The following is a 23,352-nucleotide window of genomic DNA, read 5'->3' on the forward strand; positions in this document are numbered from 1 at the left end:
GAGTGCCGCCGCCGGGCCCGGGCCGGGCCGCCCGGGCGCGGCGCCACCCGGCGGCGGCAGCGCCGGAAGGGACCGTGTTTGCTGCAATGCACCTCGGGCAGGCGGGAGCCAGTGCCACGGACAAGCGGCACATACGGGCCGGTCAAGCCGTCTGAACGGTCGACAGCCCGCCCTCCGGGCCGCGCACCCAGTGCGGTGTCCCACCCCGGAGCGGCAGGTCACGGGCCCGATCCCCGTCGCCGGAGTGCGCAACGCCGCCGGCTGTGCACGGAAAGCAGGCTGCCATGCCCCGTCCCGGGCCCGGTCCCGCCCGCCCCAGCCCCCGCTCCGACGGTCTTCCCCCCACCTGGGCGGAGGACCGTTCGCCGGACGACCTGCCGCACCGCCTGGAGCAGCTCGCCCGCCTCCCGGCAGGACCCGAGCGCGACCGGCTGCGCGAGCAGGTCATCTCGTCCCTGATGCCGATGGCCCGCCGGCTGGCCCGCCGCTTCCGCAACCGAGGCGAGAGCGACGACGACCTGGTCCAGGTCGCCTCGGTGGGCCTGGTGAAGGCCGTGGACCGCTACGACCCGGCGCAGGGCCACGCCTTCGAGTCCTTCGCGGTGCCGACCATCGTGGGAGAGCTCAAACGGCACTTCCGCGACCACGCCTGGGACCTCCATGTGCCCCGCCGGGTGCAGGAGGCGCGCAACCAGGTGCGCCGGGCCCAGCAGGAACTGCTCCAGCCGCTGGGCGGACGCAGCCCCACCGTCGCCGAGGTGGCCGACTACACCGGGCTGCCCGAGGAGGACGTGATCCTCGGCCTGGAGGCGTACCAGGCGTACGCGGCCGTCTCCCTGGACGCGCCGGTGCCGGGCCTGGAGGTCGGCTCGCTCGCCGACACCATGGGCAGCGAGGACCGCTACCTCGACCTGGTCGTCGACCGGATCTCGCTCCGGCCGCTGCTGGAAGGGCTGCCGGAGCGCGAACGGCGCATCCTCTTCCTCCGCTTCTTCCGCAGCATGACCCAGCACCAGATAGCCGACGTGGTCGGCGTCTCGCAGATGCATGTCTCCCGGCTGATCGCCCGCTCCTGCGCCACGCTGCGCAGCGGCATGCTCGCCGGTATCTGAACGTCCGCATCCCGTGTAACCCCGTAACGCCCCTGTCCCGTATCCCCTGTCCCGGCCCTGCACGGCGGGTGACCGCAACGGAAGGTGACCGACTTGTCCATGTTTCGTAGCGCCTCCCGGGGCAACTCGCCCGCCATGCCCTCCACGACCGCCCCATGGGACGACGCAGTCCCGGAGCCCTGGCTCTTCCCCGCCGCCGCGTCCCCCGTACGGCGGCGTCCCGGGAACCGCTCCCGACCGGACGCGATCCTCTTCGACCGGGACGGCACCCTGGTCGTGGACGTCCCCTACAACGGCGACCCGGGGCGGGTGCGCGCCGTCCCCCGGGCCCGCACCGCCCTCGCCGAACTGCGGGCCCTGGGCATCCCGCTGGGCGTGGTCAGCAACCAGTCAGGGGTGGCCCGTGGAGTGCTGACCCGGCAGCAGCTGACCGCCGTACAGGACCGGGTGGAGGCGCTGCTCGGGCCCTTCCAGGTGTGGGCCGTCTGCCCGCATGGGCCCGAGGACGGCTGCGGCTGCCGCAAACCCGCCCCCGGCCTGATCCACGCCGCCTGCCGCCGACTCGGCGCCGACCCGGCCCGCACCGTGGTCATCGGCGACATCGGCGCCGACCTGGAGGCCGCCTCCGCCGCCGGCGCCCGGGGCATCCTGGTACCCGCCCCGCAGACCCGGGCCGAGGAGATCGCCCACGCCCCCGAGGTCGCCCCCGACCTCCCCACCGCCATCCACCTGGCCCTCCACCACCCCCCAACCCTCCCGCCCCACCCCACACCCCCTGCACCGCCCCCCTGAGCCGAACTCTCCCGGCATCCCCGGAGCCCCGGCCACATGCCCCGCTCCCGGAGCCCCCGGCATCCCCGGCGCCCCCCGCGCCTCCCGTGCTCCCGGCGTCCCCGGCGTCCCCGGCGTCCTCGGAGCCCCCCATACGCTCGGCGCCCCCGGCACCTCCGGCGTCTTCAACACTCCCGGCATCCCCGGAGCCCCCCGCGTCTCCCGCACTCCCGGAGTCCCCGGCGCCTCCGGCCTGCCCGGCGCTCTCGGCGTTCCCCATACTCTCGGCGTGGCCGGAGCCCCCCGTACTCCCGGCATCCCCGGCGCCTCCGGCCTGCCCGGTGTCCTCGGAGTCCCCCATACTCGCGGCGCGGCCGGCACCTCCGGCGTCCTCGGAGCCCCCCACGCGCCCGAGCTCTCCCACACCTCCGGCCCGCCCGGAGTCCTCCATCCCCTCGGCGTCTCCGGGGCGCGCCGCGTCTCCCGTGCTCCCGGTGTCCCCGGAGCCCCCCACATTCTCGGCGCCCCCGGCACCTCCGGTGTCTTCAGCACTCCCGGCACCCCCGGAGCCCCCCGCGCGCCCGAGCTGTCCTGCGTCCCCGGCCCGCTCCGGCGGCGGTGGCCGGGCCAGCCGGATGGGCAGGGCAGACCGATGAGGTCGCTCGTCGTGCGCCTCGACAGCGCCGGAGATGTGCTGCTGGCAGGCCCGGCGGTACGGGCCACCGCCGCCGGGTCCGACCGGACCGCCGTCCTGTGCGGCCCGCGCGGCGCCTGGGCGGCGCGGATGCTGCCCGGGGTGGACGAGGTGCTGGTCCACGATGCGCCCTGGGTTGGGGTGCCCCCGCAGCCGGTACGGCCGGAGCGCATCCGGGGACTGGTCGCCGACCTCGCCGCGCGCCGCTTCGACCGCGCCCTGGTCCTGGCCTCCCATCACCAGAGCCCGCTGCCCACCGCGCTGGTGCTGCGGCTCGCCGGAATCCCCTGGATAGGCGCCGACAGCGAGCACTACCCCGGCTCGCTGCTCGACCTGCGCCACCGCCGCGCCCCCGGCCGCCATGAGGCCGAGGCCGCCGTCGACCTGGCCACCGCCGCCGGACTGCCGCTGCCGGCCGGCGACGACGGCAGGCTGCGGGTCACCCCGCCCCCCGACACCTCGGCCCTGACCGGCACCGACCCGTACCTGGTCCTGCACCCCGGCGCCGCAGTGCCCGCCCGCGCCTGGAGCCCCCGCCGCGCCGCCGCAGCGCTGCGCGCCCTCGCCCGCGCCGGCCACCGGATGGTGGTCACCGGCGGCCCCGACGAGACCGCGCTCACCGCCGAGGTCGCCGCCGCCGGACCCGCCCTCGACCTCGGCGGCCGGACCGAACCCGCCCAGCTGGCCGGAGTCCTCGCCCACGCCGACGCCGTGGTGGTCGGCAACACCGGACCGGCCCATCTCGCGGCGGCCCTGGGCACCCCCGTGGTGAGCCTCTTCGCACCGGTCGTCCCCGCCGAGCGCTGGGCCCCGTACAAGGTCCCGCATGTGCTGCTCGGCAGCCCCGACGCACCCTGCGCCGGTACGGGGGCCCGTGAGTGCCCCGTCAGCGGCCACCCCTGCCTGGACTCGGTCAGCGACGCCGAACTGCTGGACGCGGTCACCACGCTCACCGGGGGGCCCGCAGACCCGGCCCCGGCCTGCCGCGAGGTGCCCGCGTGAACATCCTGCTCTGGCACGTCCACGGCTCCTGGACCACCTCCTTCGTCCAGGGCCCGCACACCTATGTCGTGCCGGTCACTCCCGGCCGGGGCCCCGACGGCCGGGGCCGCGCCCGCACCTGGGACTGGCCGGCCACCGTGGTCGAACTGCCCCCCGAACGGCTGCGCGCCGCCGATCTCGACCTGGTGGTCCTCCAGCGCCCGCACGAGGAGGAACTGGCCACCGCCTGGCTGGGCCGCCGCCCCGGCCGCGACCTGCCCGCCGTCTACCTGGAGCACAACGCCCCCGACGGCCGGGTCCCCGACACCCGGCACCCCGTCGCCGACCGCGCCGACCTGCGGCTGGTCCACGTCACCCACTTCAACCGGCTCTTCTGGGACGCAGGGGCCACCCACACCACCGTCATCGAACACGGCATCGTCGACCCCGGCCACCGCTACACCGGCCGACTGCCGCGCGCCGCCGTCGTCGTCAACGAACCCGTCCGGCGCGGCCGCACCACCGGCACCGACCTGCTCCCCGCCCTCGCCGAGGCCGCACCGCTGGACGTCTTCGGCATGGGCACCGAAGGTCTCGCCGCGCACCTCGCGCTGCCCCCCGACCGCTGCCGCACCCAGGACCTGCCGCAGTCCCTGCTGCACCGCGAGATGGCCGACCGCCGGGTCTATCTGCACCCCGTGCGCTGGACCTCGCTCGGCCTCTCCCTGCTGGAGGCCATGCACCTCGGCATGCCGGTGGTCGCCCTCGCCACCACCGAAGCCGCCCGTGCCGTCCCACCCGGCGCCGGCGTGGTCTCCACCCGCCCCGAGGTGCTCGCCGAAGCCGTCCGGCACTACCTGGCCGACCCCGCCGCCGCCGTCACCGACGGCTTCCGCGCCCGCCAGGCCGCGCTGGACCGCTATGGGCTGAAGCGCTTCCTGACCGACTGGAACCACGTCATCGAAGAGGTGTGCGCGTGAGGCCGCTGAAGATCTCCCTGGTCTCCGAGCACGCCAGCCCGCTGGCCGTGCTCGGCGGCGTCGACGCGGGCGGTCAGAACGTCCATGTGGCCGCCCTCGCCGCCGCACTCGCCGACCTCGGCCACCAGGTCACCGTGCACACCCGCCGGGACACCCCCGACCTCCCCGCCGATGTGCCTCTCCGGCCCGGAGTGACGGTCCACCACGTCCCCGCCGGCCCCGCCCACGCCGTCCCCAAGGACCTGCTGCTGCCCCATATGCACGCCTTCGGCGACCACCTCGCCCGCATCTGGGCCGCCGACCGGCCCGACCTGGTGCACGCCCACTTCTGGATGTCCGGCCTCGCCGCCCTGCGCGGCACCCGCGAGCTCGCCGTCCCGGTCGTCCAGACCTACCACGCCCTCGGCACCGTCAAGCGGCGCCACCAAGGCACCGCCGACACCAGCCCCATCCGCCGCATCCCGCTGGAGCAGGCCATCGGCCGGATGTGCCGCCGCATCATCGCCACCTGCCGCAGCGAGGCCGACGAACTCGCCGCCATGGGACTGCCACGCCACCGCACCACCGTGGTGCCCTGCGGTGTCGACCCGGCCCGCTTCACCCCGGACGGACCCGCCGCCGCCCGCTCCGGACGACCCCGGCTGCTCCAGATCGGCCGCCTGGTACCCCGCAAGGGCGCCGCCACCGCCATCGCCGCCCTCGCCCGCATCGCCGGCGCCGAACTGCTGATCGCCGGCGGGCCGCCCGCCCACCGCCTCGACGCCGACCCCGAGGCGCGGCGGCTGCGCGCCCTCGCCACGGAGACCGGCGTCGCCGACCGGCTGCGACTGCTCGGCGGCGTACCGCCCGAGCAGATGCCCGCGCTGCTGCGCAGCGCCGACCTGGTGCTCTGCCCCCCGGACTACGAGCCGTTCGGCATCGTGCCCCTGGAGGCCATGGGGTGCGGCATCCCGGTGGTCGCCAGCGCCGTCGGCGGCCACCTCGACACCGTCGCCGACCGGGCCACCGGCCGCCTCGTCCCGCCCGGCGACCCCGGAGCGCTGGCCTCGGCCGCCGTGGAACTGCTCGCCTCCCCGGGCACCCGCGCCGCCTACGGCCGGGCCGGCCGCCGCCGGGTACTCGCCCGCTACAGCTGGGAGACCGTCGCCGCCGCCACCGAGGAGGTGTACCGGGACGTCCTCACCGGCTCGCGCCGCACCGCCAAGGCCACCGCCACCGCGACAGGAGCAGCCTGATGCATCCTCCGCACCCCGCAGCCGCCTCCGTCCGCCCCGCCCCCGAGGCCGCCGACACCGCCGAATCCGCCGAAGCGGCCGAGGCCGCCGCCCGGCACTGCCGCGCCCTCCAGGACAGCCTGGCCCGCTTCCACCGCCACGGCCTGGACCGGGTCACCGCCTGGGGCCGGACGCTCGCCGCCGTCCTCCCCGCTGGGGGACGCCTCCTCGCCGCAGGCAACGGCGGCAGCGCCGCCCAGGCCCAGCACCTCACCGCCGAACTCGTCGGCCGCTACAGCCAGGACCGCCCCGGCTTCTCCGCGATAGCCCTGCACGCCGACACCTCCACCGTCACCGCGGTCGGCAACGACTACGGCTTCGAATCCCTCTACGCCCGCCAGATCGCCGCCCATGGCCGCCCCGGCGACGTCCTGATCCTGATGTCCACCTCCGGCCGCAGCCCCAACCTGCTCGCCGCCGCCCGCGCCGGACGCAAGGCCGGGCTCGCCGTCTGGGCCATGACCGGCAGCCGCCCCAACCCGCTCTCCGGCGCCGCCGACGAGACCCTCGCCATCGACGCCCCCGCCCCCGCCACCGTCCAGGAGATGCACCTCGTCGCCCTCCATCTGCTCTGTGAGGCGTTCGACACCGCACTCGCCCGCCACCCCGGCCGCCGTCCCAACGCCCGGAAGGCCGTATGACCGCCGCCGGCCGTGCCCTGGTCGTCGTCGGCGACACCCTGCTGGACCGCGACATCGACGGCGAGGCGACCCGGCTCGCCCCCGATGCCCCCGCACCCGTCGTGGACATCGCCGCCGAGCGGAGCCGCCCCGGCGGCGCCGGTCTGGCCGCCGCACTCGCCGCCGCCCAGGACGGCCGCGAGGTCATCCTGGTCACCCCGCTCGGCAGCGACGACGCCGCCCGGACCGTACGGGCCACCCTGACCGCACACGGTGTCCACCTCGCCGAACTGCCGCTGCACGGCACACTCCCCGTGAAGACCCGGGTCCGGGCCGCCGGACGCCCGCTGGTCCGCCTCGACCACGGCGGCGGCACCCCCGGCGAGCCCGACGCCGCCGTATGCCGCGCCCTCGGCGGCGCCGCCGCCGTCCTGGTCTCCGACTACGGGCGCGGCACCGCCGCCGTACTCCGACCGCTGCTCGCCGCCGCAGCCCGCCGCGTCCCGCTGCTCTGGGACCCCCATCCGCGCGGCGCCGCCCCCGTACCCGGCACCCGCCTCGCCACCCCCAACGCCGCCGAGGCCCGCACCCTCGCCGCCGCCCTGCCCGACGACCCGGACCGGCCCCGCCCGGACGACACCTCCCTGCGCGCCGACACCGCCCGCGCCGCCCTGCTGGCCCGCCACTGGCACGCCGCCGCCGTCGCCGTCACCCTCGGCGAGCGGGGCGTCCTGCTCGCCCGGGGCGGCAGCCCCATGCTGATCCCGCCCCCGCACACCGCCGTCGGCGACCCCTGCGGCGCCGGGGACTGCCTCGCCGCCACCGCCGCCCTCGCCCTGGCCGACGGCGCCCTCCCGGAGGAGGCGCTTCAGCGGGCCGTCGCCGCAGCCGCCGCGTTCGTCGCCGACGGCGGAGCGGGCCACCCAGCCCCCTCCGGTGCGCCCACCGACCCCGCCGCGCTTGCCGCCGCCGTACGCGCCCGAGGCGGAACCGTGGTCGCCACCGGAGGCTGCTTCGACCTGCTGCACGCCGGCCACGTCGGCCTGCTGGAGAGCGCCCGCCGCATCGGCGACTGCCTGGTGGTCTGCCTGAACTCCGACACCTCCGTACGGCGCCTCAAAGGCCCGGGCCGCCCCCTCAACCCCGCTGCGGACCGGGCCACCGTCCTGGCCGGACTGGGCTGCGTCGACGCCGTCGCCGTCTTCGAGGAGGACACTCCCGAGACCCTGCTGCGGACCCTGCGGCCCCACGTCTGGGTGAAGGGCGGCGACTACACCCCGGACGACCTGCCGGAGGCGGCGGCGCTCGCCGAATGGGGCGGCCAGGCCGTCGTCCTCCCCTATCTCGACGGCCGCTCCACCACCGCACTCACCCGCCGCGCCGCCGACGTCCCCCAATGACCGCCCCACCTCACCTGCACCCGCCCCGCCCGCCTGACGGGGTGGCGACACCGGCTCACCGCACCCCGGCGGGCACTCCGATGACCGCGCCGCCGCAGGGCACCCCTGCGTTCCCGGTGGGGTTGGGGTGGCGTGCCGCCCGTGGCCCCCGGATGAGGCACCCGTCGTCCGGGCCCAGCCGGTCCGAGGCGCGTCCCCTCCGCCGTGCCTCCGAGGGCGAGCGCCCGACGGCGGAACCGGGTGCCGGGTGGCGACACCGGGTCACCGCACCCCGGCGGGTACTCCGATGACCGCGCCGCCCCACGACACCCCCGCGTGCGCCGCCACTGCGCGTGCCCGCCGGGCGGGGCACCCGGTGCCGGCCATGCCGGGTGGCAGGGCCGGGCCGCGCCGGAGGGGTGGGCGGGCTGCGAGGGTGGCCTGGTGACGGCGGGGGGTGGGCGGGTGTTGGTGCTGCGCGCTCTCGGCCTGGGTGACCTGCTGACCGCAGTGCCCGCGCTGCGCGCGCTGCGCCGGGCCCACCCCGGACGGGAGATCGTGCTGGCCGCGCCCGCCCGGCTGGCGGAGGCCGCCGCCGCGACCGGGGCGGTCGACCGGGTCCTCCCCGCCGAAGCCCCCGGGCGGGGAGTCCCCGAACGGCTCCACTGGACCGGCCCCCCGCCCGAGACCGCCGTCGACCTGCACGGCAACGGTCCGCCCAGCCGCCAGCTGCTGCAACGCCTGCAACCCGGCCGCCTGCTCGCCTTCGCCCACCCGGACACGCAGGACACCCCGGACACCCCGGACACTCCAGCCGGCCGGGCGCCGCAGTGGCGGGACGACGAGCATGAACGCTTCCGCTGGTGCCGCCTCCTCACCTGGTACGGCATCCCCGCCGACCCGGACGACCTGCGGATCACCGCCCCCGGACCCGCCTCACCGGCCCCGGACGCCATCGTGCTGCACCCCGGCGCCGACGCCGGAGCCCGTCGCTGGCCGGCCGCACGCTTCGCCGAGGTCGCGGCCGCCCTCACCGCGCGGGGCCGCCGGGTCGTCGTCACCGCCGGGCCGGGCGAGGCGCAGCTGGCCCGGCAGGTCGCGGACCTCGCCGGGCTGCCCGCCGCGCAGGTCCTCGGCGCCCCCGGCGGCCTCACCTTCGGCGGTCTGGCAGCCGTCCTGGCCCAGGCCCGGGCCCTGGTCGTCGGCGACACCGGCCCCGCCCACCTCGCCACCGCACTGGGCACCCCCTCCGTCGTCCTCTTCGGCCCGGTCGCCCCCCGCCTCTGGGGCCCGCCCGCCCTGACCCGCCACCGAGCCCTCTGGCACCCCGACCCCGGCTCCCCGCTGCGCCCGGGCGACGCCCATGGCCGCCGCCCCGACCGCCGCCTGCTCCGCATCACGCCCGCCGAGGTCCTGGACGCGCTGGACGCCCTCCCCGCCCCCGCAGCAGCATGGCGCCCCCGTCCGGGGCCGCCCGGCGGCGGCGTTTGAGGCCGGGCCGCACGGGAACCCGGGGGCGGCGTCCGCCCCAGCCGGGACGGACCAGCCGCCGAGCCGAGGAGACATCCCCCATGGGTGAGTCGCAGGACGTCCTACAGGTGCTGGTGCGGGACCACCGGGAGGTGGAGCGCCTGTTCGCCGCGTTCGACGTCAGCACCGACCCTGTCCAGCAGCGCGAGCTGGTGGACCACATGATCATCGAACTGGTGAGGCACACGATCGCCGAGGAGGAGTACCTCTACCCGGCCATCCGCAAGGCCCTGCCGTCCGGCGATGCCATCGCCGACAAGGAGATCGCCGAGCACGCCGAGGCCGAGCGGACCATGAACGCGCTCGACGGACTGAGCCCAGACCACACCGACTTCCCCCTGCTGGTGGAGCAGTTGGAGGCGGAGATCCGCGCCCATGTCCGCGAGGAGGAGGACGTGATCTTCCCGCAGCTGGAGGAGGTGCTGCCGCTGGAGGAGCGCAAGGCGCTCGGGCAGAAGGTGGTGCACGCCAAGGAGCACGCACCCACGCACCCGCACCCGCACGCCCCCGACAAGCCGCCGTTCAACAAGGCGCTGGCTCCCGGCGCCGCACTGGTCGACCGCATCCGCGACCACCTCACGGGCCGGGGCCGACAGAGCTGAACGCATCGGGGCGGCGGCCCAGGACCGGCCGGGCCGCCGCCCCGCGCCCGCGCCGCCCCGATCGCCTCTTACCTCAACCTCGCCGCCTCACCGCACGCCGCGCCCCACACGCCGCCCGCCGCCCCGGCCGCTCGCCGTCGAAGAGCGCGCAGGCCCCCGCCGTCACCAGCCCGTACACCGCATGCGGGACCACATCGGACAGCCAGTCGGTCGACGACCAGGTACGCGGGTCGGAGATCCCCAGCCCGACCATCGGTGCGTTGGTCCCCGCCATGGTGACGGCGGCCACCAGCCCGGCGCCCACCAGCACCGGCGGTCGCAGGCCGGCCCCTCGCAGCGCACCGTACGCGGCCCCCATCGCGACGCCGGTGGCGATGCCGAGCAGTGCTCCCACCCCCGAGACGCGGCTCTTCCGCTGCTCGCCCTCGCCCGGGATGCCGACGCCCGCCTTCTCCGCCAGCCGCTCCACCGTCTCGCTGGGCGTGCCGCTTGCGGGTCGGCCGCGCCCGGCCATGTCCAGATAGGTCACCGCGTCGAGGGCGGTGGTGCCGGCCGCGCCGGCGAGGGCGCCTTTGAGGATGTCGAGAAGCATGCCCGCCGGAGTGCCCCGGCCGGAACATCGCAAACCGGCCGGGCCCCGGCTCGGTGCGCGGGCCGGATCGACGTGAAGAGGCTCACAGGGATTCGTGGGTGTACGAGGCTTGCTCGTAGACGGCCGGTGGGGTGCCGGTCGCAGAATAAACATCCGATTTCGGGCATCTGCGTGTTTAAGCCGCACATGCACTGAATCACTGGCAAAGGGGCTGGTGGGGGAGGGGGTGGCGGTCCGGCGCGGTCGGTGCGGGAGGGGCGGTCGGGGGTCCGGCGGGGGTGGTTTCGCGGGGTCGGGGGGCGGGCGTGGGGGTTCGGTCGGCTACGGGGCGGGGTCGTAGGAGGGGGTTTGTCGGGGTTCGGGCGGGTCGCTAAGACTGGGCCGGGTCCGACGGCGTCGGCGGGTTCGCAAGAGCCCCGGCGCCTCCTCCGGCACACCGAACCGAAACGGGTGCCACGGGCGCCAGGAGCCGTGAGGCCCGGCTGCCCAGTGAACCGATTGAGGTCCCAGACTGTGAAGCGCATCCCCATGTCCCGCCTGCATAAGTCCGCCGCCCTGCTGGCCGCCACCGCGGGGTTCGCCTCGCTGGCCGCCGTGGCCGCTCCGGCGGCGTCGGCCGCGACCGCCTCGCAGGCCCGGATGAGCGCGCACCAGCTGCACGTCCACCACGTCAACCACCTGAACCACACCGCTGGCGGTGACCGCGCCCAGGGCGCGACCGGCGCCGCCTCCGCTGCTTCGGCTGCGGTGCGGCACGGCGGGCTGGCCGTCTCGGCCCCGGTGTCGGCGGGCGGGGCGCGCGGGGCGGCCCAGGCGATGGTCCCGGCCGGCCAGTGGGCCGCGTTCGACGCGATCATCAGCCATGAGAGCGGCTGGAACCCGCAGGCGGTCAACGCCTCCTCCGGCGCCTACGGCCTGGCCCAGGCGCTGCCCGGCTCCAAGATGGCCTCCGTCGGCTCCGACTGGAAGACCAACGCCGGCACCCAGATCAAGTGGGCCCTGTCCTACATGAACGACCGCTACGGCAGCCCGAACGCCGCCTGGTCCTTCTGGCAGACCCACCACTGGTACTGATCCCACCCGGCACGAGGCCCCAGGCACCCGCCTGGGGCCTCATGCCGTCCGCGCCCGGCACCCTCCGCCGGACTCCGGGCGCACGATGGGAGCGTAGAGCGGTTCTCGTCCCCACTACCGGCCACGGCAGGCGCTCGCCGGACCGTCCAGGCCCCGCCAGAAGACCCGCCCCTGGCCATGGGAGGTCGCAATGGCTGGACACCGATGGGCCGGGTACCTCGCCTGGGTGGTCCTGTTCGGCGCGCTGTTCGCATGGGAGGGCCTCGGCCTCGCCCGACCGGCGACCGGCCTCCCCACGCTCAGCGACACGCTCCGTGCGGTCATGCGCTATCCGGTCGGCCGATGGGTGCTCTTCGCGTTCTGGCTCTGGTTCGGCTGGCACGCATTCGTCCGGGGCTGGCACTTCCTGCTCCGGGGTCCCGAGGGCGGCGGCCAACCGGCAGGCCGCAGCAGCCCGCCGGGGATCTCCCCCGCGCTCCTCCGCCAGGACGTCCTGCCGCTGCTGATCGGCTACCTGCTGCTCATGGCAACCCTCGGCCTCGGCCTGCGCCTGCTGCACCGGCACCTGACCGGACCGCCGCACACCACGGCGCGACGCGGCTGGCTCGGCCTCGCCCGGCACACCGTCGGCACCGCCGTCGGCGGCTATCTGCTGCTGATGGCCGTGGTGTTCCTCTACTACTACGGCGTGGCCCGGCAGAGCGCCCACTTCCTGACCAGCGCGGTCACCGGCGCGGCGATCCTTGTCGCGCTCGCCGTGCCGGTCTTCCTCGCCCTCTCCCGGCTGCGCGAACGCCGCCGCCCACCAGGGCGTCCCTGATCAGCCACGGGCGCCGGGGGCGGCGACGGCATACGTCAGATGACGGACGCCGGGCGATCCGGCCACCGGTATCACTGTCACTCACCGGTCGAGCGCACTGCCCGCCGGTCGGCGGTTGACACTCAGTCGGCCTCAACTGCTCCCACGTACGGTCCATAGAGGTGGCTGGATGTCGAAGAGGGTTTCTCGGCGGGATTTCGTCCGTGGCGTCGGTGCCGCGACGGTGGGCGGCGCGATCGTCGGTGGTGCCGGTGGCTTTGTGGTGGCCCCTGCCACCCGGGAGGACACCTTCCGCAGCTCGGCCGGGCGCGGTGGCACGCTCAGAATCGGCGGCCTGGTCCCGGTGACCGGCGCGTATTCGGCAGACGGCCAGGAAATGCGGCGCGGCCAGGAGATGGCGATCGCCGAGATCAACGCCGGGGGCGGCGTACTCGGCAGCAAGCTCGAACTGGTCGTCGCCGATGTCGCCGACATCGCGCCGGAGAAGTTCATCAATGGCGCGCGCAAACTCGCCCAGGGGGATCGCACGGCAGCGCTCTTCGGCGGTTACACCTCCTCCACCCAGGCGGAGTTCCCGGCCATCGCCCAGATCGGCACGCCCTTCTTCCATGCGAACACGCTCCAAGCCGATGTCGACGCGGTGAAGAAGGCCGGGTACACCAATATCTTCGAGACCGACCCGACCGAGCGCTGGTACGGGCCCGGCTTTCTCTCGCTGGCCAAGAACTGGATCGACAGCGGGGTGTGGAAACCGAAGAACCGCACCATTGCGGTGATCACCACGACCGACCCGTACAGCACGTCGATCTCGGACAGCGTCCGCAAGTCGGCGAAGGAGCACGGCTGGGACATCTCCCTCTATGAGCAGGTGACCGCACCGCTCGCCGACTGGGGTCCGACGCTGGCCAAGATCAGGGCGAACCCACCGGGTCTGATCTTCCACGCCGACTACATCACCGGCGACCTCGCCTCCTTCACCAAGCAGTTCCGTTCCAGCCCGACCCCCTCGCTCCTCTTCGAGCAGTACGGCCCCTCGGTGCCGGAATACCTCGACCTCACCGGCGACGCCGCCAACGGGGTGCTCTGGTCGACCGTCATCGGCACCATCCCCGACGAGCGCGGCAAGGCGTTCATGAAGCAGTACCGGGAGAAGTACGGCGCCGCGGCCGGACTCAGCCAGGCGGGCGCGCAGTACGACGCCGTCCACCTGTGGGCCACCGCCGTCCGGCAGGTCAACGACCCCTATGACTTCCGCGCCGTCTCCCAGGCCGTGCTGGGCATCACCCACCGGGGCGTCAGCGGAGGCTACACCTTTGTCGAGGGCGAGCAGGCCGCGCGGCAGTACCCGGACCAGACCCGTGACGCCGGCCTCGGCATGGCGCACCAGACCTATCAGATCCAGGACCGGAAACACGTCCTCATCGCCCCCGAACCCTATATCCAGGGCGAGTTCCAGCTGCCGCCATGGCTCTGATCGGAAGTACGCAGACGATGGACACGCTTCTCGAGGTCGACGGGCTCTCCAAGCACTACGGCGGGTTGGCCGCAGTCGACGATGTCACCTTCTCGGTCACCGAGGGCGAGACCCTGGGGATCGCCGGTCCCAACGGCGCCGGAAAGACCACACTCTTCGATCTCATCTCCGGCCATGTCGGCGCCACCGCCGGCCGGGTCAGCTTCGCCGGACAGGAGATCCAGCGGCTCCCGATCCACCGGATCTGCCGCCTCGGCCTCTCCCGCACCTTCCAGCTCCCCTCGGTGATCGACAGCCAGACGGTCTTCGCCAACGCGGTCGCCGGCAGCCACTTCGGTACGGCCCAGAAGGCGCGGTTCCGCTGGGGCTACACCCCCGAGGTGGCCGAGCGGGCCCATGAGGCGCTGGACTTCGTCGGCCTCTCCGACAAGGCGTCCACCCCGGCGGGTCCGCTGCCCGTCTTCGACAAGAAGCGGCTCATGATCGGCCAGGCACTGGCCGCCCGCCCCCGCCTCCTGATGCTGGACGAGCCGGCCGGCGGCCTGACCCCGCCGGAGGTCGACAGCCTGGTGGAGCTGATCGGCGCGATCCGCGCCCGGGGCGTCACCGTCATCCTCATCGAGCATGTGATGCGCGCACTCACCGCGGTCGCCGACCGCGTACTGATCATGAACCAGGGCCGTCGCCTCTTCGAGGGCACCCCGGCGCAGATGATGGCCGACCCCGAGGTGGCCCGGGTCTACCTCGGTACCAGTGCGGGTGGTGACCATGCTCAGAGTTGAGAAGCTGTGCGCCGGGTACGGCGAGGTCCCCGTCCTGGACGGTGTCGACCTCTCCGTGGACCGGGGCGAGACCGTCGTGGTGGTCGGCCCCAACGGGCACGGCAAGACCACCCTGGTCCGGGCGGTCAGCGGACTCGTGGTGCCGACCTCGGGACGGATCACCTTCGAAGGCGCGGACATCACCGGGCGGCGGGCCGAGGTGATCGCCCGGCTGGGCATCCGGCACATCCCGCAGGGAGACCTGCTCTTCCCGGATATGTCCGTGCTGGAGAACCTGCTGATGGGCGGCTTCCTCTGCCCCTCCCGGCAGGACCGCGACCAGCGGCTGGCCAGGGTGTTCGAGATCTTCCCCAAGCTGTACCAGCGCCGGGAGCAGCGGTCCCGCACGCTCTCCGGCGGCGAGCGGCGCATGCTCGCGATCGGCCGGGGCCTCATGGCCGAGGCACGGCTGCTCATCATCGACGAGCCCTCGCTCGGACTGGCACCGGTGATCGTGGACGAGGTCTACGCCCGGATCGGCCGGATCGCCGAGTCGGGGATCGCCATCCTGCTGGTCGAGGAGAACTTCGGCCACATCAAGGACCTCGCCGACCGGGTCTGCCTGGTGGAGACCGGCCGGATCATCCGCGAGGGCAGCACCGCCGAGCTGATGTCGGACCAGGCCCTGGTCCGCACCTACCTGGGCGTCGAGACCGGACAGGAGGACGTCCGCTGATGTCCACACTCCTTCAGGCGCTGGTGAGCGCCGTGGTGATGGGCTCGGTCTACGCGCTCATGACGGTCGGCATGACCCTCATCTACGGCTCCCTGCGGATCCTCAACATGGTGCAGGGCGTCATGACGATGATCGGCGGGTTTGTCGCCTGGTGGGCGCTGGACCGCCTCGGCGTGAACCCATGGCTCGGGCTGGTGCTCGCCGCACTCCTCACCTTCGGGCTGGGCGTGGCCGTCCAGCAGATCGGCGTACGACCGCTGATCGGCCGGCGCGGCATCGACTTCGAGATGGCCGCGTTCATCACGACATTCGGCCTCGCCACCATCCTCCAGAATGTCGTCCAGCTCTGGTTCGGCCCCCGGCAGCTGAACTTCCCCGCACTGGTCGACGGTCAGTTCACCCTGCTCTCCGGGGTGACCGTCACCTGGCAGCAGGTGGTCATGACCGTGGTGGCCGTGGGCCTGCTGCTCGGCCTGCACACCTTCATGGTCCGGTCGCGCTACGGCATGTCCATCAACGCGGTGGCCCAGAACCTGCACGCCGCCCAGCTGATGGGGGTCCCGGTGCGCCGGGTGCATGTGATCACCATGGGCATCGCCTCGGCCCTCGCCGGGGTGGCCGGCGTGATGCTCGCGCCGATCTACTTCGTCTCGTCGAACGCGGGGGACCAGCCGCTGCTGCTCGCCATGATCGTGGCCATCCTCGGCGGGCTCGGCAGTGTGCGCGGCACCATCTGGGCCGCCTATGTCATCGGCCTCATCCAGTCGGTGGTCTCGGTCTACTGGAGCGTCACCTGGTCGCTGCCGATGCTCTTCGCCGTCATCGTCGTCGTGCTCGTCGTCCGGCCGTTCGGCCTGGACGGCAAGCCGCAGGAGGCACGTCTGTGAACGCCATACTCGGCCGGCCGCGTCTGCGGCCGGCGCTCATCACCGCTCTTGCGCTGATCGCCCTGATGACACCCTGGGTGATCAAGAGCTCATACCTCCTCGGTGTGCTCATCCTCGGGCTCATCTGGCTGACGCTCAACCAGAGCTGGAACCTCGTCCTCGGCGTGAGCGGGGTGTGGAACTTCGGGCACCTGGCGCTCTATGCGGTCGGCGGATACGCCGGCGGGCTCTTCTCGCTGCACACCGGCCTCTCGTCATGGATCGGGCTGCTCGTCGGCGGCCTGGCCGCGGGCGCCGGCGGCGTGCTGCTGGCCATTCCGTCGCTGCGGCTGCGCGGCATCTACGCCGCGCTGCTCACCTTCTCGTTCGCGTATGTCATCCAGCTGGTCATCACCTCCGACCGCAGCGGCCTCACCGGCGGGTCGTTCGGGCTCACCGGCTACCACGGTCTGGCCTTCGGTACGACGGACGCCACGGCGGTCGCGCACGGCTACTACTGGACGGCGCTGGCCGTCACCCTGGTCACCGCCGCCGCCATGCTGCTGGTGACGCGTTCGCCGATGGGGCTGGCATTCGTCGCACTGCGCGAGAACGCCCCGCTGGCCGCCGCGCGAGGCATCAGCCCGATCACGTACCAGGTGCTGTCCTTCGGCATCTCCGGCTTCTTCGCCGGTCTGGCCGGGGCGCTCTACGCCTACTACTTCGGGGTGATCACGCCCACCGTCATGGGCCTGGGCCCGATGACGATCTTTGTGACCATGATGGTGGTGGGCGGTCTCGGCACCCTGAGTGGTCCATTCGTCGGCACGGCGCTGATCCTCGCCGTGCAGACCGCCCTTGAGGGCTACCCGCAGGCCCGGCTGATCGTCCTCGGGGCCGTGCTGGTGGCCATGGTCGTCATCATGCCGCGCGGCATCGTCGACGCCGTCGGGGCGATCAACCGGCGGATCGAACGCTGGGTGGCCGAGGGCGAAGAGGCCGAGGACGAAGCGGACGACCGGGCCGGCGAGCCGGTCCAGACGATGGCAGGTCGGGCATGAACAGCATCAGTACGCGGCAGCTCTCGGTCTGCCTCACCTTCGACTTCGACGCACTCTCGGTCTGGCTCTCGGGCGGCTCGGTCAACCCGGCCGAGATCTCCCGGGGGGAGTTCTGCGCGGTGGCCGTGCCCCGCATCCTGCGGTTGCTCGCCAAGCACGACATCCCGGCGACCTTCTTCGTCCCCGGACACACCGCGCTCGCCTACCCCGAGCTGGTCCGCGACATCGCGGAGGCCGGGCATGAGATCGGCCACCACGGCTGGGTGCACGAGAACCCGGCGCACTTCGACCGCGACGGCGAGCGCGCCAACTTCGCGCGGGCGCTTGAGGCGCTCGACCGGGTCGCGGGGGTGCGCCCGGTCGGCTTCCGCTCACCCGCAGTCGATCTGAGCGTCCATTCGATCGACATCCTGCTGGAGAACGGCATGCGCTACGACAGCTCCTGCCAGGGCTCGGACTTCACGCCGTACTACCTGCGGCAGGGCGACCGCTGGTCGACCAGCGGGCCCTATGAGTTCGGCGACTCCAGCGAGATCGTCGAAGTGCCGTTCAGCTGGCTGCTCGACGACTTCCCGCAGTTCGAGTTCGAGCAGGGCTTCAGCTACACGCTGGGTTCGCCGAGCAAGGTGCGCGAGATCTGGCAGGGCGAGTTCGACTACGCCTATGAGAACGTCCCGGGCGGTGTCTTCGACCTGTGCATGCATCCGCAGGTCATCGGTCGCGGCCATCGGATCACCATGCTGGACGGCCTGATCGAGCATATGAAGTCCCGCAGCGGCGTGGTCTTCACCCGGATGGGAGAGTACGCCGAGCAGTGGCGGGCCGCCCACCCGCTGGAGGCGTGGAAGGCCACCCGGCCGGTGCACGCCCGGCGGGACGCATGAGTACCGCCCCCGCCGCCGGGGTCCGCATCGCCGGAGCCCGCGCCGTCGTCACCGGCGCGGCCTCCGGAATCGGGCGGGCCGTCGCCGAGCGCCTGCGCGCGGAGGGGGCGGCGGTCGTCGGCCTGGACCTGCGCGCCGACCCGGAGACCGTGGCCGTCGACGTACGCGACGAGGGATCGGTCCGGGCAGGCTTCGCCGAGGCGGTGTCCCGACTCGGCGGCGCCCCCACCATCCTGGTGCAGTCGGCCGGGGTCTTCCCGGTCCGCCCGCTGGACGAGGTCAGCGTCGCCGAGTGGCGCGACACCTTTGACGTCAATGTCCTCGGCACGATGCTCTGCGCGCGTACGGCGGTCGGGCTCGCCCGCGCCGCCGGCCACGGCCTCTCCATCGTCAACCTCTCCTCGATCGCCGCCGAGAGCAGCGACTGGGAGGAGCCGTGCGCGGCCTATGCCGCCACCAAGGCAGGGGTGGGCGCGCTGACCCGCGCCATGGCGGGGGAGTGGGCGCCCTACGGGGTCCGGGTGAATGCCGTCGCCCCCGGGATGATCGACACCCCCATGCTCCGGGTGATGGACGACCCTGCCGCCGGCGCCGAGACGATCCGCAGCAGCGTGCCGCTGGCCAGGCTCGGCCGCGCCGAGGAGATCGCCTCGGTGGTCTGCTTCCTCGCCTCCGAGGGCGCGTCGTATGTCACGGGGACGACGGTGACCGCCGACGGCGGCTACCGGATCAGGTAGCAGGTAGTAGGTAGCAGTTAGCAGGTAGAAGGAGAACCAGTGAAGCGCACCTTCACCTCGTCGGTCGCCGCACCCCGTGCGCGCGGCCGGGAGTTCGGCCTGGCCCACGCCGCCGAGATCGGCCGGACCATCGCCTCCTATCGCGCGCTCTTCGCCCGCACCGCCGGTCATGACCTCGACCTGGACGGGCCCGGCGCCGAGGCGCTGGCGGCCATCCGCGGCTGGGCTCCCGACCTCGCCGAGGAGATCGAGGGCATCGCCGAGGGAGCGGGCCTGCCGGTCGAGCAGGTCGCCGCGATCAACGCCCGTACCGAGATCCTGGCGACCCTGACCCCGGCGGCCAAGGGCGAGTGCTCGGCGGTCGTCCTGCTGGCCGACGACGGCAGCGCGCCGGTCGCCGTCCAGACCTGGGACTGGTACTCCGGCATGGCCCCCAACTGGCTGGTCTGGACGATCCCCCACGGAGACGGCCGGGTGACCCGGACGGTCACGGAGTACGGCGTCGTCGGCAAGATCGGCGCGAACGGCGCGGGCATCGGCGTGCTCTTCACGATCCTGCACCATGAGCGCGACGGCCGGGGGATCGGTGTGCCCGTGCATGTGGTGGCCCGCCGGGTGCTCGATGACGCGGCCGACATCAACGACGCGCTCACGATGATCGCCTCGGCGGCGGTCTCGGCCTCCACATCGCTCACCGTGGTCGCCTCATCGGACGACGGCAGCGCCGCGATCACCGCCGAGCTGCACCCCGGCGGCCCGGCCTGGGTGCGGCCCGACGCCGACGGCGTGCTGATCCACACCAACCACTTCCTCACCCAGCCCGCCGCGCTCGGCGACACCGAGCCCAGGGCCTTCCCCGACACCCTGGTCCGCTACGACATCATCCAGCGCGGGCTCCGCCGCCGCACCGCCGGGCCCGCAGCAGCCAAGCCCGCAACGGAGCAGGTCCTCGCGGTGATGGCGAACCACCTGGGCGGCGGCGGCGCGGTCTGCTGCCACCCGGACCCGAGGGCGAGCGACCGCGACGCCGAGTACGCCACCCTGGCCACGGTCGTCCTGGACACGGCGACCGGCGGAGTCACCGCGATCCCCGGCGGCCCCTGTACGCGTTAGCCGCCCTGGGCGGTGCGCCACGGCGGTTCGCGGAACGCCGACACAGTGCCGAACGGCGCCGGGCCGAGCACCCGGTGCTGCCCGCCCTGGATCTGGTACACCAGGTGCGCCTGGCCGATCGAGGGGTCGGACGTCACATCGGGGTAGGCCAGCGCGCACTGCCCAGCCGTGCCGAGGTAGTAGACGCCGTTGACGCCCCGGTGGACCAGGTGGCGCAGCGCGGCGGTGACATCGCGTGGGTCGCTGCCGCCCGTCGCGGTCCAGGCCGAGGCGAGCAGGCCGACCTGGTCGTAGGCCGCACCGGCCTGTGACCACCCGGACTCGGCGGCGTACTCCCGTCGGTACTCCTCCCGGAACCGCTTGCCGAGCGAGTCGTCGTAGACCCCGGTGACCGTCGACCAGATCACCCCCTCCGCGATGTCGCCCAGGGACTCGGAGAAGGCGGGCACGGAGGGGCCGTAGACGCAGTAGACCAGGGCGTCGGTGGCGTCCCGGCTGAAGGCGTGCTGGAAGCCGGCGAGCGCGTCGGCGACAAAGTGGGTGACCATCACGGCGGCCGGACCGATGTCGTGGAGGCGGGCCAGCACCGAGGTCCAGTCGTCGGGGAAGAGCGGCACCCGGATGACCTCGGAGACCTCCCACCCGGAGCGCTCGGCCCGGTCGAAGAAGAGCTCGTTCGCCGTGTGCGTACTCACCGCGTCGGCTTCGACCAGAAGCAGCCTGCGGCTGGGCGGCTGCCACCGGCCGCTCCCCGCCAGCTCGTCCAGCAGCCGGACGAACCCGGTGCCGTAGTGCAGCTCGGACGGGCAGGTCTGGAAGACCGTGCCATAGCGGGTCGGGTCCTCCCGGACGAGCTGCACCTGCTCTTCGAAGGTGGCGGTGTGCAGATAGGGCCGGGCGAAGTCGGCGGCGAGGTCGAGCGCGGCCGGGTTCTCCGCGCTGGGGTAGCTGGAGATCAGCGCATCGACATCATGGTCGAAGACGGACTCGAACGCGGCCGTGACGCTGTCCGGCTCGAAGAAGTCCGCGCCGACCACCACATGCTCGATCGGCCTGCCGCCGATGCCGCCCCGGCGGTTGATCTGCTGGACCGCCAGCCCCGCCCCCCGCAGCATCTCCAGCCCGTCCGAGGCCACCGGCCCCGTCATGGGGATCACCGAGCCGAGCAGGAACGGCCTGCGCCGGGGGTAGGCCGGGGCCGTGGCCCGCCACCGCTCGGTCACCGGTGTGCCACCGGCCCGCTGCTCGATGTCGGCCAGCGTCAGGCCGGACACCCCCTCGGCACCGCCCGGTATCGGCAGCCTGAGCAGGCCGTTGTCCACGGCGACGGCGGCCAGGCCGCCGCGCCCGGTCTGGCCGAGCTTGGAGAGCAGGCGCTCCACCTGGGTGGAGACCGTGCGGGCGCTCGTCCCGAGGCGGCCCGAGATCTGCGCATTGGTCAGCCCCAGGGCCAGCAGGGTGAGCACATCGATCTCGCGGGAGGTGAGCGAGCGCGGCAGTTCGGTGTCGGCCAGGGAGAGCAGCGCGGTGGCCTCAGACCCGGCAGACCCGGCAGCCCCGGCTCGTCGTTCGAGGCAGACCGCCAGCCAGGCGTCGCGCGGCTGCGCCCAGAGGAAGCGCGCGCTCTCATGCCGGGTGGCCAGGAATGCCGCCGCATAGCGGAGCAGCCCGGCGGGGACGGTGCGCCTCGGGCCGAGCCCGACCACCTGTCCCGATCGGTCGACGACGACTTCCCATGCGGTACCGGCCGCTGCTGTGACTGCCATAGGGACGCCGGCTCCTCACCACGAGTAGGGCTGTCCGTCATTTGACGCATGACGCCGGAAATCCGGTCCGATCAAATGTTCATGCAGTGTAACCAGGCAGGAGTTGCTTATGGCCCAGGCTCGTGTGGGAATCGACGTCGGCGGCACGTTCACCGACGCCGTCCTCGTCGACAGTGACAACCGACTGCACATCGGGAAGGTCGCCTCCACCCCGTCGGACATCTCCGTGGGCTTCGTCCGTGGACTCGACGTACTGGAGGAACGCAGCGGCATCGCCGCCGGGGAACTGACCTACCTCGCCCACGGCACGACCGTGGCGACCAATGCCATCGTGCAGCGCAGGCTCGCCCGCAGCGGCCTGATCACCAACGACGGCTTCCGCGACCTGCTGGAGATCGGCACCCAGCAGCGGGCGCACATCTACGACCTCTGGACCCCGGAGCAGCCTGCGGTGATCAGCCGCGAGCACTGCCACGGCGTACGCGGTCGCATCGCCCCAGACGGCAGCGAACTCCAACCGCTCTCCGAGGACGACGTCCGGGCGGCGGCTGCGGCGCTGCGCGAGGCCGGGGCGGAGTCGGTCGCGGTCGTGCTGCTCTTCTCCTTTCTGAACCCCGCCCATGAGCGGCGGGTCCGCCGGATCCTCGCCGCCGAGCTGCCCGGGGTGCCGGTCACCCTCTCCTGCGAGGTGGCACCGGAGATCCGGGAGTACCTCCGCGCCAGTACGACCGCGCTCAACGCCTCGCTGCTGCCGCTCGTCGGCAGCTACCTCGGCCGTCTCGCCGAGGTCGTGGCCGCGCGCGGGGTCGCGGTGCCGGTCCATCTGATGTGCTCCAACGGGGGCCTCGCCGCCGCCCGGGCGGCGGCGGAGCTGCCGGTGGCCCTCGCCACCTCGGGCCCGGCCGCCGGGGTCATCGGCGCGGCCCGGCTGGGCGCGCTCGCCGGTGAGAGCGACCTGCTCACCTTTGACATGGGCGGCACCACCGCCGATGTCGCGGTCGTCATCGACGGCCGGCCCGAGGTCCGGCACAGCGGTGTGCTCAACGGCCACCCGGTCAACCTCTCCCAGCTCGATGTGCTCTGCGTCGGCGCGGGCGGCGGCTCGCTCGCCCGCGTCGACGAGTTCGGCGCCCTGCTGGTCGGCCCGCAGAGCGCGGGCGCCTCCCCGGCCCGGCGGCGTACGGGCGCGGCGGCGTCCACCCGACGGTCACCGACGCCCATGCGGTGCTCGGCACGCTCAGCGAGTCGCGGTCGCTCGGCGGCGACCTCACCATCGACCCCGAGGCCGCACGCGCCGCCGTGCAGCGCGAGGTCGCCGGACCGCTCGGCCTGTCGGTCGAGGACGCCGCCTGGGCGATCCTGCGGGTGGCCAACGCCAATATGGCCGCCGCGCTGCGCCTGGTCTCCGTCGCCCGGGGCCATGACCCGCGCCGGATGGCCCTGGTCGCGCTCGGCGGCGCGGGCCCGATGCACGGCTGTGCGCTCGCCGAGGAGCTGGACGTACCGCGCCTGCTCGTCCCGCCGT

At 73.8% G+C, this 23,352-nt stretch carries 21 protein-coding genes and 1 pseudogene; 20 read left to right on the forward strand and 2 right to left on the reverse strand.

Features of this window, described 5'->3' with window-relative positions; all coding sequences use genetic code 11:
* Nucleotides 1–284 precede the first annotated feature (284 nt).
* The 9 genes from C7M71_RS27455 to C7M71_RS27495 all read left to right on the forward strand — a co-directional run bounded on the left by C7M71_RS27455 (nt 285) and on the right by C7M71_RS27495 (nt 9,943).
* Nucleotides 285–1,112 (forward strand): SigB/SigF/SigG family RNA polymerase sigma factor, encoded by an 828-nt coding sequence (locus tag C7M71_RS27455; protein ID WP_111495527.1) that lies wholly within the window; start codon nt 285–287, stop codon nt 1,110–1,112.
* Nucleotides 1,113–1,211: 99 nt separating this feature from the next.
* On the forward strand, nt 1,212–1,904 hold the full coding sequence (locus C7M71_RS27460) for a D-glycero-alpha-D-manno-heptose-1,7-bisphosphate 7-phosphatase (RefSeq protein WP_407676003.1): 693 nt from the start codon (nt 1,212–1,214) through the stop codon (nt 1,902–1,904).
* Nucleotides 1,905–2,535: 631 nt separating this feature from the next.
* Nucleotides 2,536–3,579, forward strand: coding sequence for a glycosyltransferase family 9 protein (locus C7M71_RS27465; RefSeq protein ID WP_114914609.1), 1,044 nt, complete (start codon nt 2,536–2,538; stop codon nt 3,577–3,579).
* Nucleotides 3,576–4,538, forward strand: a complete 963-nt coding sequence (locus tag C7M71_RS32310) for a glycosyltransferase (RefSeq protein ID WP_111495437.1) — start codon at nt 3,576–3,578, stop codon at nt 4,536–4,538. The genes C7M71_RS27465 and C7M71_RS32310 overlap by 4 nt, the downstream gene beginning before the upstream one ends.
* Nucleotides 4,535–5,773 carry a glycosyltransferase gene (locus tag C7M71_RS32315; protein WP_229758954.1) on the forward strand — a complete coding sequence of 413 codons (1,239 nt, stop codon included), beginning with the start codon at nt 4,535–4,537 and terminating at the stop codon, nt 5,771–5,773. Before C7M71_RS32310 ends, C7M71_RS32315 begins: the two co-directional genes overlap by 4 nt.
* Nucleotides 5,773–6,453: a D-sedoheptulose-7-phosphate isomerase gene (locus C7M71_RS27480; RefSeq protein WP_114914611.1), complete on the forward strand. Its 681-nt coding sequence runs from the start codon at nt 5,773–5,775 to the stop codon at nt 6,451–6,453. The genes C7M71_RS32315 and C7M71_RS27480 overlap by 1 nt, the downstream gene beginning before the upstream one ends.
* Nucleotides 6,450–7,832, forward strand: coding sequence for a D-glycero-beta-D-manno-heptose 1-phosphate adenylyltransferase (gene rfaE2, locus C7M71_RS27485; protein WP_114914612.1), 1,383 nt, complete (start codon nt 6,450–6,452; stop codon nt 7,830–7,832). The genes C7M71_RS27480 and rfaE2 overlap by 4 nt, the downstream gene beginning before the upstream one ends.
* A gap of 423 nt (nt 7,833–8,255) precedes the next feature.
* Nucleotides 8,256–9,302: a glycosyltransferase family 9 protein gene (locus C7M71_RS27490; protein ID WP_229758955.1), complete on the forward strand. Its 1,047-nt coding sequence runs from the start codon at nt 8,256–8,258 to the stop codon at nt 9,300–9,302.
* 80 nt (nt 9,303–9,382) lie between these two features.
* Nucleotides 9,383–9,943 carry a hemerythrin domain-containing protein gene (locus C7M71_RS27495; protein WP_111495543.1) on the forward strand — a complete coding sequence of 187 codons (561 nt, stop codon included), beginning with the start codon at nt 9,383–9,385 and terminating at the stop codon, nt 9,941–9,943.
* A gap of 73 nt (nt 9,944–10,016) precedes the next feature.
* On the opposite strand, the gene C7M71_RS27500 is transcribed toward C7M71_RS27495, so the two are convergent.
* Nucleotides 10,017–10,535, reverse strand: a complete 519-nt coding sequence (locus C7M71_RS27500; protein ID WP_111495541.1) for a hypothetical protein — start codon at nt 10,533–10,535, stop codon at nt 10,017–10,019.
* 639 nt (nt 10,536–11,174) lie between these two features.
* Between C7M71_RS27500 and C7M71_RS27505 the strand changes: the two genes are divergently transcribed.
* The 10 genes from C7M71_RS27505 (at nt 11,175) to C7M71_RS27550 (ending at nt 20,061) form a co-directional block, all read left to right on the forward strand.
* A complete protein-coding gene (locus C7M71_RS27505; protein ID WP_111490390.1) occupies nt 11,175–11,609 on the forward strand; it encodes an aggregation-promoting factor C-terminal-like domain-containing protein in 435 nt (144 codons plus the stop codon).
* A gap of 190 nt (nt 11,610–11,799) precedes the next feature.
* A complete protein-coding gene (locus C7M71_RS27510; RefSeq protein WP_111491454.1) occupies nt 11,800–12,429 on the forward strand; it encodes a DUF6256 family protein in 630 nt (209 codons plus the stop codon).
* Between the two features lie 169 nt (nt 12,430–12,598).
* Nucleotides 12,599–13,903, forward strand: coding sequence for an ABC transporter substrate-binding protein (locus C7M71_RS27515; RefSeq protein ID WP_111491452.1), 1,305 nt, complete (start codon nt 12,599–12,601; stop codon nt 13,901–13,903).
* A 17-nt stretch (nt 13,904–13,920) separates the two neighbouring features.
* Nucleotides 13,921–14,685, forward strand: coding sequence for an ABC transporter ATP-binding protein (locus C7M71_RS27520; protein WP_111491450.1), 765 nt, complete (start codon nt 13,921–13,923; stop codon nt 14,683–14,685).
* Nucleotides 14,672–15,400 carry an ABC transporter ATP-binding protein gene (locus C7M71_RS27525; protein WP_111491458.1) on the forward strand — a complete coding sequence of 243 codons (729 nt, stop codon included), beginning with the start codon at nt 14,672–14,674 and terminating at the stop codon, nt 15,398–15,400. The genes C7M71_RS27520 and C7M71_RS27525 overlap by 14 nt, the downstream gene beginning before the upstream one ends.
* Entirely contained in the window at nt 15,400–16,287 is an 888-nt protein-coding gene (locus C7M71_RS27530) for a branched-chain amino acid ABC transporter permease (RefSeq protein WP_111491448.1), read from the forward strand. The genes C7M71_RS27525 and C7M71_RS27530 overlap by 1 nt, the downstream gene beginning before the upstream one ends.
* Nucleotides 16,284–17,327, forward strand: a complete 1,044-nt coding sequence (locus C7M71_RS27535) for a branched-chain amino acid ABC transporter permease (RefSeq protein WP_111491446.1) — start codon at nt 16,284–16,286, stop codon at nt 17,325–17,327. The genes C7M71_RS27530 and C7M71_RS27535 overlap by 4 nt, the downstream gene beginning before the upstream one ends.
* Nucleotides 17,324–18,211 carry a polysaccharide deacetylase family protein gene (locus C7M71_RS27540; protein WP_111491444.1) on the forward strand — a complete coding sequence of 296 codons (888 nt, stop codon included), beginning with the start codon at nt 17,324–17,326 and terminating at the stop codon, nt 18,209–18,211. The genes C7M71_RS27535 and C7M71_RS27540 overlap by 4 nt, the downstream gene beginning before the upstream one ends.
* The gene (locus tag C7M71_RS27545) at nt 18,208–18,948 is read left to right on the forward strand and encodes an SDR family NAD(P)-dependent oxidoreductase (RefSeq protein ID WP_111491456.1); all 741 of its coding nucleotides are present in this window, start codon (nt 18,208–18,210) and stop codon (nt 18,946–18,948) included. The genes C7M71_RS27540 and C7M71_RS27545 overlap by 4 nt, the downstream gene beginning before the upstream one ends.
* A gap of 39 nt (nt 18,949–18,987) precedes the next feature.
* On the forward strand, nt 18,988–20,061 hold the full coding sequence (locus C7M71_RS27550; RefSeq protein WP_111491442.1) for a C45 family autoproteolytic acyltransferase/hydolase: 1,074 nt from the start codon (nt 18,988–18,990) through the stop codon (nt 20,059–20,061).
* Here the strand turns inward: C7M71_RS27550 and C7M71_RS27555 are convergent.
* Nucleotides 20,058–21,827: an ABC transporter substrate-binding protein gene (locus tag C7M71_RS27555; protein ID WP_111491440.1), complete on the reverse strand. Its 1,770-nt coding sequence runs from the start codon at nt 21,825–21,827 to the stop codon at nt 20,058–20,060. The two genes, C7M71_RS27550 and C7M71_RS27555, sit on opposite strands and share 4 nt — an antisense overlap.
* Before the next feature lie 109 nt (nt 21,828–21,936).
* On the opposite strand from C7M71_RS27555, the pseudogene C7M71_RS27560 reads away from it, so the two are divergent.
* Nucleotides 21,937–23,345 (forward strand): annotated as a pseudogene (locus C7M71_RS27560) (hydantoinase/oxoprolinase family protein); the annotation flags it as partial.
* Between the last annotated feature and the right edge of the window lie 7 nt (nt 23,346–23,352).

Source organism: Peterkaempfera bronchialis, assembly GCF_003258605.2.
Taxonomy (GTDB): domain Bacteria; phylum Actinomycetota; class Actinomycetes; order Streptomycetales; family Streptomycetaceae; genus Peterkaempfera; species Peterkaempfera bronchialis.